At 71.8% G+C, this 17,826-nt stretch carries 13 protein-coding genes; 9 read left to right on the top strand and 4 right to left on the bottom strand.

What is annotated here, in order from left to right:
* Window positions 1–120 precede the first annotated feature (120 nt).
* Together L2C96_RS25220 and L2C96_RS25215 are read left to right on the top strand one after the other, a co-directional pair.
* A complete protein-coding gene (locus L2C96_RS25220) occupies window positions 121–795 on the top strand; it encodes an alpha/beta hydrolase (RefSeq protein ID WP_237338053.1) in 675 nt (224 codons plus the stop codon).
* A 99-nt stretch (window positions 796–894) separates the two neighbouring features.
* Window positions 895–2,058 (top strand): LCP family protein, encoded by a 1,164-nt coding sequence (locus L2C96_RS25215; RefSeq protein WP_372491263.1) that lies wholly within the window; start codon window positions 895–897, stop codon window positions 2,056–2,058.
* On the opposite strand, the gene L2C96_RS25210 is transcribed toward L2C96_RS25215, so the two are convergent.
* On the bottom strand, window positions 2,055–2,804 hold the full coding sequence (locus tag L2C96_RS25210; protein ID WP_237338052.1) for a hypothetical protein: 750 nt from the start codon (window positions 2,802–2,804) through the stop codon (window positions 2,055–2,057). The genes L2C96_RS25215 and L2C96_RS25210 overlap by 4 nt on opposite strands.
* 60 nt (window positions 2,805–2,864) lie before the next feature.
* Between L2C96_RS25210 and L2C96_RS25205 the strand changes: the two genes are divergently transcribed.
* The 3 genes from L2C96_RS25205 to L2C96_RS25195 all read left to right on the top strand — a co-directional run bounded on the left by L2C96_RS25205 (window position 2,865) and on the right by L2C96_RS25195 (window position 6,461).
* Window positions 2,865–3,455: a GNAT family N-acetyltransferase gene (locus L2C96_RS25205; RefSeq protein ID WP_237338051.1), complete on the top strand. Its 591-nt coding sequence runs from the start codon at window positions 2,865–2,867 to the stop codon at window positions 3,453–3,455.
* A gap of 727 nt (window positions 3,456–4,182) precedes the next feature.
* Window positions 4,183–6,009 (top strand): EAL domain-containing protein, encoded by a 1,827-nt coding sequence (locus tag L2C96_RS25200; protein WP_237338050.1) that lies wholly within the window; start codon window positions 4,183–4,185, stop codon window positions 6,007–6,009.
* Window positions 6,006–6,461, top strand: a complete 456-nt coding sequence (locus L2C96_RS25195) for a peroxiredoxin (RefSeq protein WP_237338049.1) — start codon at window positions 6,006–6,008, stop codon at window positions 6,459–6,461. The genes L2C96_RS25200 and L2C96_RS25195 overlap by 4 nt, the downstream gene beginning before the upstream one ends.
* Window positions 6,462–6,937: 476 nt before the next feature.
* Here the strand turns inward: L2C96_RS25195 and L2C96_RS25190 are convergent, their stop codons facing one another.
* The 3 genes from L2C96_RS25190 to L2C96_RS25180 all read right to left on the bottom strand — a co-directional run bounded on the left by L2C96_RS25190 (window position 6,938) and on the right by L2C96_RS25180 (window position 12,334).
* Window positions 6,938–8,383 (bottom strand): cytochrome P450, encoded by a 1,446-nt coding sequence (locus tag L2C96_RS25190; protein ID WP_237338048.1) that lies wholly within the window; start codon window positions 8,381–8,383, stop codon window positions 6,938–6,940.
* An 85-nt stretch (window positions 8,384–8,468) separates the two neighbouring features.
* On the bottom strand, window positions 8,469–9,539 hold the full coding sequence (locus L2C96_RS25185) for a ribonucleotide-diphosphate reductase subunit beta (RefSeq protein ID WP_237338047.1): 1,071 nt from the start codon (window positions 9,537–9,539) through the stop codon (window positions 8,469–8,471).
* Window positions 9,536–12,334 (bottom strand): ribonucleoside-diphosphate reductase subunit alpha, encoded by a 2,799-nt coding sequence (locus tag L2C96_RS25180; RefSeq protein WP_237338046.1) that lies wholly within the window; start codon window positions 12,332–12,334, stop codon window positions 9,536–9,538. Before L2C96_RS25180 ends, L2C96_RS25185 begins: the two co-directional genes overlap by 4 nt.
* A 277-nt stretch (window positions 12,335–12,611) precedes the next feature.
* Between L2C96_RS25180 and L2C96_RS25175 the strand changes: the two genes are divergently transcribed.
* From L2C96_RS25175 to L2C96_RS25160, 4 genes are read left to right on the top strand one after another with little or no spacing between them, the layout of a single operon-like run.
* Window positions 12,612–13,394 (top strand): TIGR03084 family metal-binding protein, encoded by a 783-nt coding sequence (locus L2C96_RS25175; protein WP_020416177.1) that lies wholly within the window; start codon window positions 12,612–12,614, stop codon window positions 13,392–13,394.
* Entirely contained in the window at window positions 13,391–15,085 is a 1,695-nt protein-coding gene (locus L2C96_RS25170) for an acyclic terpene utilization AtuA family protein (RefSeq protein ID WP_237338045.1), read from the top strand. The genes L2C96_RS25175 and L2C96_RS25170 overlap by 4 nt, the downstream gene beginning before the upstream one ends.
* Window positions 15,082–16,230 carry an acyl-CoA dehydrogenase family protein gene (locus L2C96_RS25165; protein ID WP_237338044.1) on the top strand — a complete coding sequence of 383 codons (1,149 nt, stop codon included), beginning with the start codon at window positions 15,082–15,084 and terminating at the stop codon, window positions 16,228–16,230. Before L2C96_RS25170 ends, L2C96_RS25165 begins: the two co-directional genes overlap by 4 nt.
* Window positions 16,227–17,825: an acyl-CoA carboxylase subunit beta gene (locus tag L2C96_RS25160; protein ID WP_208722438.1), complete on the top strand. Its 1,599-nt coding sequence runs from the start codon at window positions 16,227–16,229 to the stop codon at window positions 17,823–17,825. Before L2C96_RS25165 ends, L2C96_RS25160 begins: the two co-directional genes overlap by 4 nt.
* Window position 17,826: the final 1 nt, after the last annotated feature.

Genomic DNA, 17,826 nt, shown 5'->3' with positions numbered 1-17,826 from the left:
ACCCGATCCCTGATCGCCTACGACCACTAACCAAGATCGGAATTACTCATCTAGGCGGCGGACCACCCCGTGCGGGTGGTCGGCGGAAGAATCACCCCGGGCGTGGTGTTGGCTCCTGGTGTGAGTGATCCGGTGCTGACGACCTGGCGCGCCCGCGGGCCGGTGCGGGCGGTCGTGCTCGTCCTGCACGGGGGCGCCGAGAACGGCCTCAACGTGGTGCGGCCGTGGGGGCTGGCCTACCTGCGGATGGTGCCGTTGGCGCGGCAGATCCTGCGGGCCGGGGCGCCGCACGGGGTGGAGGTGCGGCTGCTGCGCAACCGCGTCCGGGGCTGGAACGACCCCGACCTGCACCCGGTGGCCGACGCGCGGTGGGCGCTGCGGCGGATCCGGGCCGAGCGGCCGGACGTGCCGGTGTTCCTCGCCGGGCACTCGATGGGCGGCCGGGTCGCGCTGCGGATCGCCGACGAGCCGGAAGTCCGGTCGGTGCTGGCGCTGGCGCCGTGGACCCCGATCGGCGAGCCGGTGGAACCGGTGACCGGCAAGACGGTCGTGATCGCCCACGGCACGCGCGACCGCATCACCCGGCCCGCGGAGTCCTTCGCCTACGCCGAGCGCGCTCAGGCGGTCGCCGAGCGTGTGGTGCGGATCGAGGTCATGTCCGAAGGGCACGCCATGCTGTACCGGCCGGGGGTGTGGAACCGGCTGGCCCGCGAGTTCGCCCTGGACGCCGCCGGTGTGGCCCCGCTCACGGTCTGGTCGGTGCGTCCCGACCAGCGGCTTCGCCTGCCCGGGTAGCGTTGCGCAACCCTTTCGGGGTGCTGCACGTCCTGATTCGAGACGTTTGAGGTTCACTAGGGGCGTCCTAGGGCCGGTCGATCGGGGAACGGTGATGGCGTGACGAACCAGGGCGGCTACCCGCCGCGCGTACCACCGCGCGGCCCGCGACAGCACCAGCCCGCGCAGATGATGCCGTTGCCCGGCCGCGAGGGCGCCTACCGCCAGCCGCCGCCGCGCCGCCCCGGACCGCCGCCCACGCGGGCCATGCCGTCCCGCGGCGACGTCCCGCCGCCCCCGCCGCCTGCCGCGCGCCGTCCGCGCCGCCGCCGGTTCGGTCCTGGCAAGGTGCTGCTGACGCTGCTGTCGGTGTTCGTGCTGTTCCTCGCCGGCGTGTGGGTGTACCTGGAGTTCTCGATCAACCGGGTCGCCGCGTTGGAGGACTACGAGGGCCGCCCCGCCGCAGGCGCGGGCACCAACTGGCTCATCGTCGGCTCGGACAGCCGCGAAGGCCTCACCGCCGAGGACGAGCAACGGCTGGTCACCGGCGACGTCAAGGCCGCCGGTGGCGGTCAGCGCACCGACACGATGATGATCGCGCACCTGCCGGACAACGACACCAAGCCGACGCTGGTCAGCCTGCCGCGTGACTCCGAGGTCGCCATCCCCGGCCACGGCACCAGCAAGATCAACGCGGCGTTCTCGATCGGCGGCGCGCCGCTGCTGGTCAAGACCGTCGAGCAGGCCACCGGGCTGCGCATCGACCACTACGCCGAGATCGGGTTCGGCGGGTTCGCCAACATCGTCGACGCGATCGGCGGCGTGGACATGTGTGTCGACAAGGAGATGCACGACACCGTCACCGGCATCACGATCCCGGCCGGCTGCCAGGAACTCGACGGCGCGCACGCGCTCGGGTTCGTGCGCATGCGGCACAGCGACGCGACCCCGCGGTCGGACCTGGACCGGGTGGAGAACCAGCGCAAGTTCATCGGCGCGCTGGTCAGCCAGATCTCCAGCCCGGGCACGCTGCTCAACCCGTTCGACGTGTTCCCGCTGCTGGGCGCCGCGCCGGACGCGCTGACCATGGACGAGGGCGACCACCTGCACAACCTGGTGGCGCTGGCGTGGGCGATGCGGGGCATCTCCTCGGACGGCGTGCTGTCCACGACGGTGCCGGTCACGTCCGGCTCGGCGGAGCACTGGGACAAGACGAAGTCGAAGCAGCTGTGGGAAGCGCTCCGCAACGACACGGTGGTCCCCGACAGCGCGATCATGACCTAGTCGCGCAGGAAGCCGCCCGGATCGGCTTTCCCGGCGGCCGACAGGCTCACCAGGATGTCGCTCAGCGTAAAGGTGCGCTCCAGGGCCTCGTGCAGGATCTTCAGCTGGGCCCGGATCTCCGCCAGCTGCTCGCGGGGCCGGTGCTCGGCCAGGTAGCGGGCGATCTCGGCGCGCGCCCGCGGCGTCAACGGATCCCGCAGGTCGAGCGCGCCGGGCGACTCAAGCGCTCCGGGCGACTGCATCGCGCCTTCCGGCCGGGAGAGCAAACCCGCCAGGCGCCCGACGGGATCGGTAACGGGGTCCGGGCCGGGGAAGAGCCCGAGTGCGCGCGGATCGGGCAGCGCCGGGCCGGCGAGGACCATCCGCAGGTGGTCGATGCGGCTGAACTTCTCCCACATCCCGTTCTTGAGCCGTCCGTACGCCTGCGGGTCGAGGGCGGCGAGACAGCCGCCGAGACGGGTCATCTCGGAGTTCAGGCCACGCAGGTCCGACGCCTGCTGCCGGGCGGCGGCGTGCAGGCGGCGCACCCAGGAGGTCTGCGCGCGGACGTCCTCCTCGCTCATCGTGGCGGTGTTTTCCAGGAACCCCAGCAGGTAGTCGCCGTTGTCGGCGATCCGGTGCGCGCGCAGGTAGAGCACGAACAGTTCGGCGCCGAGCGCGTTCAGCTTGGCGTCCTTGCGGGCGGTCAGCGCCTTGGGCGTGATCGCGAGGACGGCGTCCAGGATCGCCCGGAAGAACTCCAGCATGCGTCGTGCATACCGGAAAAGTCCCGTGCGGGCCACGGCCGCGGCGGGGATGATCGGGGGATGCAGATCCCTGCGGAGACCCTCTCGGACGGGGTGATCCTGCTGCGCCGGTGGTGGGCCGGCGACGCCGAGCTCCTGCACCGCCTGGTCAACGAGTCCCTGGACCACCTCGCGCCGTGGATGCCGTGGGCGGTGGACGGCTACACCGAGCGCGACGCGCGGGAGTTCCTGACGCTGACCCGGGAAAGCTGGCTCGCCGCGGAGACCTTCGACTACGCGATCGTCGCGCCGGACGGGGCGGTCGCCGGCAGCTGCGGGCTGATGGCGCGCATCGGCCGCGGCGGGCTCGAAGTGGGCTACTGGCTGGCCAAGGTCTACACCGGCCGGGGCTGGGCCACCCGCGCGGCGCGCCTGCTGACCGACGAGGCGTTCCGGGTGGGCGCCAACCGCGTGGAGATCGTGCACGACGTCGCCAACCACCGCAGCGGCGCCGTCCCCGCCCGGCTCGGCTTCACCCGGCTCGACGAGCGCCCCACCCGGCTCCCCGGCGGAACGGCCGCCACCGGGCGGGTCGCGGTGTGGCGGAAGACCGCGCCCGGGGGATCGTCGCTGGGCGGTGCTTCGCGTGGGGCCGGGTGGGTGTGGGGTTGATCGCCGCGGGGTGGGTTGCCCTGTGGCGGAAGCTGCGTCCGGAGGTGGTGTCGCGCGCGATGCCCGGTGGCTGGTGGGTTGCGGTGTGGCGGAAGGCTGCGCCCGGGGGGCGTCGCTGGGCGGCGGCCGCGCGGGGCGGGGTGGATGCGGGGCCGCCTGCCGCGGGGTGCGGAAGGCCGCGCGGGGCCGACCGCCGCGGAGCGGTTTGCGGTGTGGCGGCGGGTTGCGCTGGGGGATTGTCGCTGGGCGGCGGCCGCGCGGCGCCGGGGTGGATGCGGGACTGCCGCGGGGTGCGGAAGGTCGTGGCTGGGGGTGTCGCTGGGTGGCGGCAGCGCGCGGGGTTGACCGCCACCGGCTGGGTTGCGGTGTGGCGGCGGGCTGCGCCCGGGGGATCGTCGCTGGGCGGCACCCGCGCGGCGCCGGGTCGCTAATCGCCACGGGGAGTTGCTTTGCGTGCGGCCGGGCGTCGCGGACGGTGGAGCAGAACCGGAGGCCGCGGCGGGACGCGGTAGCCGAAAAACCACGAGCAGTGACGACATCTACACTGATCATCACACGTTCGGCCGGTAGACAAGTCTGTCCGGGCGTGATGGCGTGGCATGACTTCGGGGCGGATCCGGCCCGGAGTGGGCTTGTCGGCGCCCGGACCGGGCCTGACCAGGCCCTTGTCGTTCTCCGGAAGAGGTGGAGCGTGTCGGAACCTGGTGCCGCACCAGGGTTGGCGGACGTGGCCCGGCGCTGGGCCGCGCGGTTGGCTGACACGGACGGAGTATCGCTTCCCCCGGAAGAGCTCGAGCAGCTCCTGCACGACTTCGCGCGCACCGCGGTCGCCGAGGCCGAAGCGGCCCGCGACGCCGCCATGCGCCGCTTCACCACGCTCTACAGCAGCGCTCCCGTCGGCATCGCGATGGCCGACCCGGAGGGCGTGATCGTCGAGGTCAACAAGGAGCTCGGCAAGTTCCTCGGGCACAAGCCGGACCGCCTGCGCGGCCGCCGCCTCGCCGAGCTGGGCTTCGACAACCGCGACTGCGAGAAGCTGGCCACCGGCCTGGCCGAGCTCGCCGAGACCGACCTGGACGAGTTCACCGACCGCGTCCGCCTCGCCCACGCCGACGACGCGGGCGTGTGGGCCGACATCGTCCTGACCCGCCTGCCCGGCGACCGGCCCGGCACCCTCTTCCCGGTGCTGATGGCCTCCGACGCCAACGAGGTCCACACGCTGCAGGAAACGCTGCGGCACCAGAGCATCCACGACTCGCTCACCGGCCTGTCCAACGCCTCCCGCTTCCGCACGCTGCTGGAGTCCGCGCTCAGCCCGTCCGCACGCGGTCAGGTCGCGTTGATCTACCTGGACCTCGACGGGTTCAAGGTGGTCAACGACGGGCTCGGCGCTGGTGTCGGCGACGCGGTGCTTCGCGGCGTGGCCACCAAGCTGAACGAAGCCTTCGCAGGCGAAGACGCGCTGGTGGCGCGGCTGTCCGGGGACGGGTTCGCGGTGCTGCTGCGCGGCGAGCTGACCACGTCGGGAGTGATCAGCCTCGTCGAGACCGCGCTGGAGGACCTCGCCGAGCCGATCTACATCGGCGAGCACGGCGTCGGGGTGAGCGCGAGCGCCGGGATCGTGGTGCGCGACGTGCGCGACGGCGGTGTCGAGGACATCGAGCGCGCGGCGGAGATCGCGTTGCACCGCGCCAAGGAGGCCGGCAAGGCGCAGTGGATGCTGTTCGACCCGGAGCTCGACGCGCGCGACCGCGCCCGCTACCGGCTGGGCGCGGAGATCGCCGGCGCGCTGGAGAACGGGCAGTTCGAGCTGATCTACCAGCCCACTGTGAAGCTGGCCAAGCCCGACGAGATCGCCGCGGTCAACGCCGGGTTGCGCTGGCACCACCCGGAGCTGGGTGAGCTGCCCGCCGAGGAGTTCTTCCCGCTGGCCGAGACGACCGGCATGACGATCCCGCTCGGCAAGTGGCTGCTGACCGAGTCGCTGCGGGCGACCGCGCGCTGGCGCGAACGCTACGGCGAGGCCGCGCCGGACGTGTGCATCCGCCTGCCGAACCGGCTGGCGATCGAGCCGGACCTGGTGGCACTGGTCAAGGAACAGCTGGACCGCAACGAGCTGCCGGCCAGGGCACTGCGGTTGTGCACCGACAGCTCGTCGATCCTGGACCCGCGCGGCGAGGTGCTCGACTCGCTCACCGTGCTGGCCGACCTCGGCGCGAAGCTGGTGCTGACCGTGCAGGGCTCGGCCGATCTGGAGCTGATCCCGCAGCACCAGCTGTCGGTGCAGCACGTGATCCTGTCCGGGCCGGTCGTCGACGCGCTCGCCGACGGTGAGCCGGAGGTCGCGGCGCGGCACCTGGACCAGCTGGTGACGCGGGCGCGTGAGCTGAAGCTGCGGATCGGCGCGGAGGGCGTGCGCAGCCACGAGCAGGCCGAGCGGCTGCGGCGGCACGGCGTGATCGCGGCCCGCGGTCCGTTCGTGGCCGACACCGCGACCGGCGACGAGGTCGACCAGCTCATCGAGCAGCACACCGACGCGGCGGTGAGCGGGTGAAACCGGGGGACGTCGTCCCGGACTTCACGCTGCCGGACGAGCGCGGCGAGCCGCGGTCGCTGAGCGGTTTCCTGGAGTCGGGGCCGGTGGTGCTGTTCTTCTACCCGGCGGCGATGACGCCGGGCTGCACCGCGGAGAGCTGCCACTTCCGGGACCTGGCGAAGGAGTTCGCCGAGGTCGGCGCGCAGCGGGTGGGGATCAGCCCGGACCCGGTGGCGCGGCAGCAGGAGTTCAGCGCGCGGCACGGCTTCGACTACCCGCTCCTGTCGGACGCCGAGGGCGAGGTCGCGACGCGGTTCGGCGTGCGGCGCTCGTTCGGCCCGCTGCTGACGAAGCGGCACACGTTCGTCATCGACACCGACCGGCGGCTGCTGGAAGTCGTCAAGAGCGAACTGAGGATGGCCGTGCACGCCGACAAGGCGCTGGAAGTGCTGCGGGCGCGCAGCCGCTAGCGGCGGCGGGCCGCAGGGCGGCCGCCGAGGACGGCGCGGCGGTGCGCGCGTGCGACTGCGGCGGTGGTCCGGCAGGTCGCGGGGCGGCCGCCAAGGGCAGCGGCGGTGGACTGGCAGGCCGCCGGTGCGGGCGCGGACCGCGGTCCCGCGCGGTTGTTCCGGGGGTGCCGCGTCGGCGCGATGGCCGGTTGGCGGCCGTGGCAAGGGTGCGCGGCTGTACCGGGAGGGCGGCCGCGCCGCGATTGCGGCGGTGGCCCCGGGCGGACCGTGGGGCAGCCGACGAGGGCGGCGCGGTGCCGGTGGCGCGGCAGGCTGCCGGAGCAATCTTTGTGACCGCTGACCGCGGTCCCGCGCAGTTGTTTCGGGGCGCCGCGCCAGCGCGACAGCCGGTCGGCGGCCGCCGCAAGGGCGCGCAGCCGCTAGCGGCCGCGCGCCCCGCGCTCACCGCAGCCGCTAGCGGCCCGCGCGCCCCGCGCTCACCGCAGGCGCTGCAGCCGGACCGTCAACCCGTCCACCGGCACGGGCAGCGACACGTAGTCCCACTTGATGCGGTATCCCTCGGGCACCGACCAGCGGTACGTGCGCAGCATTTCGTGCATCAGGAGCTTCACCTCGTTGTTCCCGAAGTGCATCCCGATGCACTTGTGCGCCCCGCCGCCGAAGGGCATCCACGCGAACCGGTGCGACTTGTCCTCCCGCCTGCCCTCCGCGAACCGCTCGGGGTCGAACGCCCGCGGGTTCGTCCAGTGGTCCGGCGAGTAGTGGTTGGTGTTCGGCGAGACGCTGCACATCGTGCCGGCCGGGATGTAGTGGCCCAGCACCTCCGTGTCCTTCACCGTCTTGCGCGGCAGCGACGGCACCGGCGCCGTCAGGCGCAGCGCCTCCTTGATCACCAGGTCCAGCGTGGTCAGCTTCTCCAGCGCCGCGAGGTCCGGCAGCTCGTCACCCAGCGCCAGCGACTCCTCGCGCGCCCGTTCCTGCCACGAAGGGTGCTTCGCCAGGTGGTAGGCGACCGCGGAACTGGTGATCGTGGCCGTGTCGTGGGCCGCCATCATCAGGAAGATCATGTGGTTCACCACGTCGTCGTCGGTGAACTCGGCCCCGTCGTCGCCGCGCGCGTGACACAGCGCCGAGAACAGGTCCGCGCCCTCGCTGCGCCGCTTCGACGGCAGCTTCTCCGCGAAGTACCGCTCCAGCACGCGCCGCCCGTGCAGGCCCGCCGCCCACCGGCCGCCCGGCACCGGCACCCGCACCAGCGCCGTCGCCGCCCGGACCGTGCCCACGAACGCCCGGTTGATCGCGTCGGCGTCGGTGCCCGGGGGCATGTCCATGAACACCCGCGACGCCACATCCAGCGTGAGCCGCTTCAGCAGCCAGTACAGCCGTGGCCGGTCGGCGCCAGCCCACGCCGCCACACCGGAGCGCAGGACCGGCGCCGCCTGCCGCATGTAGCCGGCGAGCTTGTCCCGCGTGAACGCCTCCTGCATGATCCGCCGGTGCAGGTGGTGCTCCTCGAAGTCCAGCAGCATCAGCCCGCGGTGGAAGAACCGCTCGATGAAGAACTGCCAGCCCTCCTGCGAGAACGCCTTGTCCTTGTTCACCAGCGCGGTCTGGGTGGCGTCCGGGCCGGCCAGCACGACGATCCGCTGCCCGAACGCCCCCATCCACGACACCGGCCCGTACTTCTCGAAGCGGTGCAGCGCGAAGTCCAGCCCGAACCGCATCGACTCGATGGCGTGCCCGACGATCGGCGCCCCCGCGTCACCCACGATCGGGGACAGCCCGCTGCCCGCGGGTGGCGTGGCGAGCTCCCGCACCGGCCACCGCTGGTCCATCAGGCGGCGGTCGACGGCCCGGGGGAGGGGGATGGCGGTCAGGGGTGGAACACGTTCCCGGAACGCCCTGACGACGGCACTGGTCACGATCGCGCCTCCTTGCGAAAACGTGGCTGATCACCACCGTCCCGCACCACCCCCTCTCCCGGCAAGGGTGAAATTTAGCGAGCGCTCAGTCCCAGGCGAGCGACCCGCCCGTCTGGTACTCGGTCACCCGCGTCTCGAAGAAGTTCTTCTCCTTGCGCAGGTCCATCGCCTCCGACATCCACGGGAACGGGTTCTCGTTCTCGCCGAAGATCGGGGCCAGCCCGAGCTGCTGGGCGCGCCGGTCGGTGATGAAGCGCAGGTACTGCTCGCACAGCGCCGCCGACAGCCCGAGCATCCCGCGCGGCATCGTGTCCCGCGCGTAGGCGACCTCCAGCTCGCACGCCTCGGTGAGCATCTGCCGCACCTCGGCCTGGAACTCCGGCGACCACAGGTGCGGGTTCTCGATCTTGATCTGGTTGATGCAGTCGATGCCGAAGTTCAGGTGGATCGACTCGTCGCGCAGGATGTACTGGAACTGCTCGGCGATCCCCACCATCTTGTTGCGCCGCCCCAGCGACAGGATCTGCGCGAACCCGGTGTAGAACCACATGCCCTCGAACACCACGTAGAACGCCACCAGGTCACGCAGGAAGTCCTGGTCGGCGGCCGCGGTGCCGGTGGCGAAGTCCGGGTTCTCCAGGTTCCGCGTGTACTTCAGCGCCCACGCGTCCTTGTCGGTGATCGACGGGACCTCGCGGTAGGCGTTGAACAGCTCGCCCTCGTCCAGGCCCAGGCTTTCGCAGATGTACTGGAAGGTGTGCGTGTGCACGGCCTCCTCGAACGCCTGGCGCAGCAGGTACTGGCGGCACTCCGGGTTGGTGATCTGCCGGTACACCGCCAGGACCAGGTTGTTCGCCACCAGCGACTCGGCCGTGGCGAAGAACCCGAGGTTGCGCTTGACCATGCGCCGCTCGTCCTCGGTCAGCCCGTCCGGCGACTTCCACAGCGCGATGTCGGCCTGCATCGCCACTTCGGTCGGCATCCAGTGGTTCGTGCAGCCGGCCAGGTACTTCTCCCACGCCCAGTGGTACTTCAGCGGCAGCAGCTGGTTGACGTCGGCGCGGGCGTTGATCATCGCTTTGTCGTCGACGCTGACCCGGTCCGCGCCGCGGCTGATCGCGCCCAGCCCGGTCTGGCCGGTTTCGGTGGTGTTCACTGGCAGGCCTCGCAGTCGGGGTCGTCGATCCGGCACGCGGCGAACTCGGGCTCCGGCACGGCAGCAGGCACGGCAGCCGGGACCGCGGCGGGCACCGCGTTGAGCTTGCCGTCCGTGCCGCGCAGGGTGCTCTTCTCCACGCTCGTGGCGGCCTTGGCGCGCAGGTAGTAGGTCGTCTTCAGGCCCTTGTGCCACGCGTACCGGTACAGCTCGTCGAGCTTGCGGCCGCTCGGCGCGGCGATGTAGAGGTTGAGCGACTGGGCCTGGTCGATCCACTTCTGCCGGCGCGACGCCGCGTCCACCAGCCAGCGGCTGTCGATCTCGAACGCGGTCGCGTAGAGCCGCTTCAGGTCCGCGGGCACCCGGTCGATCTGCGCCAGGCTGCCGTCGAAGTACTTCAGGTCGGCCACCATCGCCTCGTCCCACAGCCCGCGCTCCTTCAGCGCCGCGACCAGGTGCGGGTTGACCACGGTGAAGTCGCCGGACATGTTCGACTTGACGTAGAGGTTCTGGAACAGCGGCTCGATCGACTGCCCCACCCCGCAGATGTTGGAGATCGTCGCGGTCGGCGCGATCGCCATCACGTTGGAGTTGCGCATCCCGCCGCGCACCACCTCGCGCAGCGCGTCCCAGTCCAGAGTGGACGACGAGTCGACGTCCAGCGCGTCACCCTGGCGCGCCTCGGCCAGCAGCCGCAGCGAGTCCAGCGGCAGCACGCCCTGGCTCCACAGCGAGCCCTCGAACGTCTCGTAGGCGCCCCGCTCCCGGGCGAGCTGCGCTGACGCCGCAATCGCGTGGTAGCTCAGGTGCTCCATGCTGCGGTCGGCGAACTCCACCGCCTCCGGGCTGTCCACCGGCAGGCCGAGCGTGAACAACGCGTCCTGGTAGCCCATCAGCCCCAGCCCGACCGGGCGGTGCCGCAGGTTGGACCGGCGCGCCTCCGGGATCGTGTAGAAGTTGATGTCCACGACGTTGTCCAGCATCCGCACCGCGGTGCGCACCGTGCGCTCCAGCTTCGCGGTGTCCAGGCCGCCGTCGGTGACGTGGCGGGCCAGGTTGACCGAGCCGAGGTTGCACACCGCCACCTCGTCGGCGCTGGTGTTCAGCGTGATCTCGGTGCACAGGTTGGACGAGTGCACCACGCCCGCGTGCTGCTGTGGCGAGCGCAGGTTGCACGGGTCCTTGAAGGTGATCCACGGGTGCCCGGTCTCGAACAGCATGGTCAGCATCCGCCGCCACAGCTCGACCGCCCGCACCCGGCGGAACACGCGGATCTCGCCGCGGTCGGCCGCGGCCTCGTACTCGCGGTAGCGCTGGGCGAACGCGTTGCCGTAGAGGTCGTGCAGGTCCGGGGTCTCGTCGGGGGAGAACAGCGTCCACTGCGCGTCGGCCTCGACGCGGCGCAGGAACTCGTCGGGCACCCAGTTGGCGGTGTTCATGTCGTGGGTGCGGCGCCGGTCGTCGCCGGTGTTCTTGCGCAGGTCGAGGAACTCCTCGACGTCGATGTGCCAGGTCTCCAGGTACGCGCACGCCGCGCCCTTGCGCTTGCCGCCCTGGTTGACCGCGACCGCCGTGTCGTTGGCGATCTTCAGGAACGGCACCACGCCCTGGGACGTGCCGTTGGTGCCCTTGATGTGGGCGCCCAGGCCGCGCACCGGCGTCCAGTCGTTGCCCAGCCCGCCGGAGTACTTCGCCAGCAGCGCGTTGTTCTTGTAGGACTGGAAGATCGCGTCCAGGCTGTCCTCGACCGTGGTCAGGAAGCACGACGACAGCTGCGCCCGGGTGGTGCCGGAGTTGAACAGCGTCGGCGTGGAGGCCATGAAGTCGAAGCTGGACAGCAGGTCGTAGAACTCCACGGCGCGGGCCTCGCGGTCGTCCTCGCGCAGGGCCAGGCCCATCGCCACCCGCAGGAAGAACGCCTGCGGCAGCTCGAACCGGGTGCCCTGCTCATGCAGGAAGTACCGGTCGTAGAGGGTCTGCAGGCCGAGGAAGCCGAAGTCCAGGTCGCGCTCCGGGCGGATCGCGGCGGTGACCTTGTCCAGGTCGAAACGGGCCAGTTCCGGGTCCACCAGCTCCAGCTCGATCGCGTGGCGCAGGTAGTCGCGGAAGTAGGCGGGGTAGTCCAGCTCGGCCTGCGACGCCTGGCGCGGCTCGCCCGCGAGGTGGCTCAGCGCCTCGCCGCGCAGCTTGTCCAGCAGCAGGCGGGCGGTGACGGCGGAGTAGTTCGGCTCCCGCTCGACCAGCGTGCGGGCGGCCATGATCAGCGCCAGGGCCAGCTCATCGGCGCCGATCCCGTCGTAGAGGTTGCGCTCGGCCTCGGCCAGCACCGGCTCGGCCGCGACGTCCGCGATCCCGGCGACGGCCTCGCCGACGACGCGGGCGATGCGCTCGCGGTCCAGCGGGCGCAGCTCGCCGTCCGGGTGCGTGACCCGGATCGCCGCTGGTGGCGGCGTGGTTTCGCGGGCCTTGGCGTGCTCCTCGCGGTAGAGCACGTAGGCGCGGGCGACCTTGTGGTGGCCACCGCGCATCAGCGCCAGCTCCACCAGGTCCTGGATCTGCTCCAGGTGCACGGCGTCACCGGTGGCGTGGCGGCGCAGCGAGGCCTCGACCTGCGCGGTCAGCTCGGCCACGACGTGGTGGATCCGCGACGACGCGGCGGCCCCGTCGCCCTCGGCCGCGAGGAAGGCCTTGGTCAGCGCGACGGAGATCCGGCTCGCGTCGAACGGCGACGCCTCGCCGTCCCGGCGGATCACCCGCAGCGTGGCTGCCGGCGCCGGGGAGGTTTCCACAGACATGCATCACTCCGTTTTCGGGCGCGTTTCATCGGCACACCGGCCTGGGTGCCGGCGTGCTGGGGGTGGGCACGACTCGTACCGGACGGGCCCGCGCTCGCTTCCCCAGCCGTCGGACCCTGCCGGTGATCGAAGACTACATCTTGGGGTCGCTCTGTCCAGCCACCCCAAGATGCGGGCGTGTCGGCGTGGCGTGCTAGCCAAAACAATCAAGCGCGCTTGATTTTTCCGCGGGGTGGTGCCAGGCTCGGCGCGAGACGTGCGCGAGGAGGCGGATGGCGTGGCGGACCCCGGACCGATCCTGCGGGACCTGGCCGACGAGAGCCGGGAGCTCGACGACCTGGTGAGCGAGGCGAGGTGGTCGACCCCGACCCCGGCGAAGGGCTGGACGATCGCGCACCAGATCGCGCACCTGGCGTGGACCGACGCCAAGTCGCTGATCGCGGTGCGCACGCCGGACGAGTTCCCGGCCGAAGTGCAGCGGGCGCTGGCCGCGGGCGACGACTTCGTCGACCAGGGCGCGCGGGAACTGGCCGCGAAACCACGTGACGAACTGCTGGCGATGTGGCGGTCCGGGCGCGAAGAACTGGCCCGCGAACTGGCGCGCGTGCCGGACGGGCAGAAGCTGCCGTGGTACGGGCCGCCGATGAGCGCCGCGTCCATGGCGACCGCGCGGCTGATGGAGACCTGGGCGCACGCGCAGGACGTGTACGACGCGATCGGCCTGCGCCGCGAGCCCACACGGCGGCTGTGGCAGATCGCGCGATTCGGCGTGCGCACCCGCAACTTCGCGTTCTCGGTGCACGGACTCGCGCCGCCCGCCGAGGAGTTCCGCGTCGAGCTGTCCGGTGTGGACGGTGAAGAGTGGACGTTCGGCCCGGCGGACGCGGCGCAGCGCGTCACCGGGTCCGCGCTCGGGTTCTGCCTCGTCGTCACGCAGCGGCGGCACCCGGCCGACACCGACGTCGTCGCCATCGGTCCGGACGCCGAGAAGTGGCTGGAGATCGCGCAGGCCTTCGCCGGGCCGCCCGGCGCGGGCCGGAAGGCAGGGCAGTTCGCATGAGCGACGTGCTGCGCATCGGCAACGCCTCCGGGTTCTACGGCGACCGGTTCTCCGCCGTGCGCGAGATGCTCACCGGCGGCCCGCTGGACGTGCTGACCGGGGACTACCTCGCCGAGCTGACCATGCTGATCCTCGGCCGCGACCGGCTCAAGGACCCCGGCCGCGGCTACGCCAAGACCTTCCTGCGCCAGATGGCGGAGAACCTCGCGCTGGCCAAGGAGAACGGCGTCAAGATCGTCACCAACGCGGGCGGCCTCAACCCGGCCGGACTGGCCGGTGCGATCCGCGAACTGGCCGCGGAGCTGGGCCTGGACATCGCCGTGGCCCACGTCGAGGGCGACGACCTGCTGTCCAGAGTAGACGAGCTGGGGCTCGGCAAACCGCTGACCGCCAACGCCTACCTCGGCGCGTGGGGCATCGCCGCGTGCCTGGAGCGCGGGGCGGACGTCGTCGTCACCGGCCGCGTCACCGACGCCTCGCTGGTCGTCGGCCCGGCCGCCGCGCACTTCGGGTGGGCCCGCGACGACTACGACGCCCTCGCCGGCGCGGTCGCCGCCGGGCACGTCATCGAGTGCGGCGCCCAGGCCACCGGCGGCAACTACGCGTTCTTCACCGAACACGACACCGGCACCCCCGGCTTCCCGATCGCCGAGATCGCCGCCGACGGCTCCAGCGTGATCACCAAGCACCCGGGCACCGGGGGCGCGGTGACCGCGGGCACCGTCACCGCCCAGCTGCTGTACGAGATCGCCGGCGCCCGCTACGCCGGGCCGGACGTCACCGCGCGGTTCGACACGCTGACCCTGACCGAGGACGGCCCGGACCGGGTGCGCATCTCCGGCACCCGCGGCGAGGCGCCGCCGCCGACGCTCAAGGTCTGCCTGAACACCCTCGGCGGCTTCCGCAACGAGACCACGTTCGTGCTGACCGGACTGGACATCGAGGCCAAGGCGGCGCTGGTGCGCGACCAGCTCGAAGGCGCGCTGAAGGACCGGCCGCCCGCCGAGATCCGCTGGACGCTGGCCCGCACCGACCACGAGGACGCCGACACCGAGCAGCGCGCCAGCGCGTTGCTGCACTGCGCGGTCAAGGACGCCGACCCGAAGGTGGCCGGGCGCGCGTTCAGCGGCGCGGCGATCGAACTGGCCCTGGCCAGCTACCCCGGCTTCCACGTCACCGCGCCGCCCTCGGACGCCTCGCCCTACGGCGTCTACACCGCGGCCTTCGTGGCCGCCGCCGAGGTGCCGCACGTGGCCGTGCTGCCGGACGGATCCCGGGTGGACATCGCACCCGCCACCGACACCCTGCCGCTGTCCGAAGTGGACAAACCGGAGCTGCCCGAACCATTGCCCGACGGGCCGACCCGGCGCGTGCCGCTGGGCACGATCCTCGGCGCCCGCAGCGGCGACAAGGGCGGCGACGCCAACCTCGGCGTGTGGGCGCGCTCGGACGACGCGTGGCGCTGGCTCGCGCACCACCTGACCGTCGAGGAGTTCCAGCGGCTGCTGCCGGAGACCGCGGACCTCACCGTCCGCCGGTACGCGCTGCCCAACCTGCGTGCGCTCAACTTCGTCGTCGAAGGACTGCTCGGCCAGGGCGTCGCGGCGCAGGCCCGGTTCGACCCGCAGGCCAAGGCGCTCGGCGAGTGGCTGCGTGCCCGGCACGCCGACATCCCGGAGGTGCTGCTGTGACCGACCCGTTCGCCACGCCCGAGCGGACCGCGCTGCGCAAGACCGTGCGCCGGTTCGTGGAGGCCGAGGTGCTGCCGCACCTGGACGAGTGGGAGCGCGCCGGCGAGCTGCCGCGCGACCTGCACCGCAAGGCAGGCGAGATCGGCCTGCTCGGGGTGTCGTTCCCGGAGAGCGCGGGCGGCGGTGGCGGCGACTTCCTGGACGCTATGACCGTCACCGAGGAGATCCTGTACGCGGGCGGCTCGGGCGGGCTGATCGCGTCGCTGTTCACCAACGGCATCGCGCTCCCGCACATCGTCACCGCGGGCGATCCCGCGCAGATCGAGCGCTGGGTGCGGCCGACCATCGAGGGCCGTCTCATCGGGTCGCTGGCGATCACCGAGCCCGACGGCGGGTCCGACGTCGCCGGCATCCGTACCACCGCCCGGCGCGACGGCGACCACTACGTCGTGAACGGCGCCAAGACCTACATCACCTCCGGCACCCGCGCCGACTTCGTGACCACCGCGGTGCGCACCGGCGGCCCGGGCGCCCACGGCGTGTCGCTGCTGGTGATCGAGCGGGACACGCCGGGGTTCACGGTCAGCCGCAAGCTGGAGAAGATGGGCTGGCACTGCTCGGACACCGCGGAGTTGTCGTTCGCGGACGCCCGGGTGCCCGCGAAGAACCTGGTCGGCGAGGAGAACACCGGGTTCATCCAGATCGCGACCCACTTCGTCACCGAGCGGCTCTCGCTCGCGGTGCAGGGCTACGCGACCGCCCAGCGCGCACTCGACCTCACGCTGGAGTGGTGCCGGCTGCGGGAGACGTTCGGACGTCCGCTGATCTCCCGGCAGCTGGTGCAGCACAAGCTCGTGGACATGGCCCGGCGGATCGACCTCGCCCGCGTCTACACGCGGCACGTCGCGCAGCGGTTCGTCGCCGGGGAAGAGGTCATCGCGGAGGCCTGCTTCGCGAAGAACACCGCGGTCGAGACGGCCGAGTGGGTGGTCAACGAGGCGGTCCAGCTGCACGGCGGCCTCGGCTACCTGCGGGAATCCGAAGTGGAACGGCACTACCGCGATGTCCGCATCCTCGGCATCGGCGGCGGCACCAACGAGATCCTGGCGGGTCTCGCGGCGAAACGATTGGGGTACACGGCTTGAGCGTGATCCGGTCCGGAGTGGACACAGGAAGCGCGGAGTTCGCGGCCAACCGGGAGGCGATGGCGGCCAAGCTCGCCGAACTCGAGGCCGAGCACGCGAAGGCGATCGCGGGTGGCGGCGAGAAGTACGTGGCGCGCCACCGCAAGCGCGGCAAGCTGCTCGCGCGCGAGCGGATCGAGCTGCTGATCGACGAGGACTCCCCGTTCCTCGAACTGTCACCGCTGGCCGCCTGGGGCACCGACTACACCGTCGGCGGCAGCGTGGTCAGCGGCATCGGCGTCGTGGAGGGCGTCGAGTGCATGATCGTCGCCAACGACCCGACCGTGAAGGGCGGCGCGAGCAACCCCGCCACGCTGAAGAAGAGCCTGCGGGCGGCCGAGATCGCGGCGGAGAACCGGCTGCCGACGATCAACCTGGTCGAGTCCGGCGGCGCGGACCTGCCCACCCAGAAGGAGATCTTCATCCCGGGCGGCCGCACCTTCCGCAACCTGACGAACTCCTCGGCCGAGCGCATCCCGACGATCGCGCTGGTGTTCGGCAACTCCACCGCGGGCGGCGCCTACCTGCCCGGCATGTCCGACTACGTGGTGATGGTCAAGGAACGCGCGAAGGTGTTCCTCGGCGGCCCGCCGCTGGTCAAGATGGCGACGGGGGAGGAGTCCGACGACGAGTCCCTGGGCGGCGCGGAGATGCACGCGCGCACCTCGGGACTGGCCGACTACCTCGCGCACGACGAGCAGGACGCGATCCGCATCGGCCGCAGCATCGTCAAGCGGCTCAACTGGCACAAGCAGGGGCCGTCCCCGAAACCGGACTACGACGAGCCGCTGCTGGACGCCGAGGACCTGCTCGGCATCGTGCCCGCCGACCTGAAGGTCCCGTTCGACCCGCGCGAGGTGATCGCCCGTGTCGTCGACGGCTCCGACTTCGACGAGTTCAAACCGCTCTACGGCACCAGCCTCGTCACCGGCTGGGCGAGCCTGCACGGCTACCCGGTCGGCATCCTCGCCAACGCGCAGGGCGTGCTGTTCAGCGAGGAGTCGCAGAAGGCGACGCAGTTCATCCAGCTCGCCAACCAGACCGACACGCCGCTGCTGTTCCTGCACAACACCACCGGCTACATGGTCGGCAAGGAGTACGAGCAGGGCGGCATCATCAAGCACGGCGCGATGATGATCAACGCGGTGTCCAACTCGAAGGTCCCGCACTTGTCCGTGCTGATGGGCGCGTCCTACGGCGCCGGGCACTACGGCATGTGCGGGCGGGCGTACGGGCCGCGGTTCCTGTTCGCCTGGCCCAGCGCGAAGTCCGCGGTGATGGGGCCGGCGCAGCTGGCCGGGGTGCTGTCGATCGTGGCCCGCCAGGCCGCGGCCGGACGCGGCCAGCCCTACGACGAGGACGCCGACGCCGCGATGCGCGCGATGGTCGAGCAGCAGATCGAGGCCGAGTCGCTGCCGATGTTCCTGTCCGGCATGCTCTACGACGACGGCATCATCGACCCGCGGGACACCCGCACCGTGCTCGGGCTGTGCCTGTCCGCCATCCACAATGGACCGATCAGGGGCGCCGAGGGCTTCGGCGTCTTCCGGATGTGAG

It is taken from the genome of Amycolatopsis tucumanensis (genome assembly GCF_021654135.1).
Taxonomy (GTDB): Bacteria; Actinomycetota; Actinomycetes; order Mycobacteriales; family Pseudonocardiaceae; genus Amycolatopsis_E; species Amycolatopsis_E tucumanensis.
The sequence above is the reverse complement of the archived record's forward strand: the minus strand, read 5'-3'. Positions and strand labels throughout refer to the sequence as shown.

Coding starts and splice junctions, on each gene's coding strand:
- L2C96_RS25210 (WP_237338052.1), bottom strand. CDS start 2,804: ATGCTGGAGTTCTTCCGGGCGATCCTGGACGCCGTCCTCGCGATCACG.
- L2C96_RS25170 (WP_237338045.1), top strand. CDS start 13,391: ATGAGCGACGTGCTGCGCATCGGCAACGCCTCCGGGTTCTACGGCGAC.
- L2C96_RS25205 (WP_237338051.1), top strand. CDS start 2,865: ATGCAGATCCCTGCGGAGACCCTCTCGGACGGGGTGATCCTGCTGCGC.
- L2C96_RS25180 (WP_237338046.1), bottom strand. CDS start 12,334: ATGTCTGTGGAAACCTCCCCGGCGCCGGCAGCCACGCTGCGGGTGATC.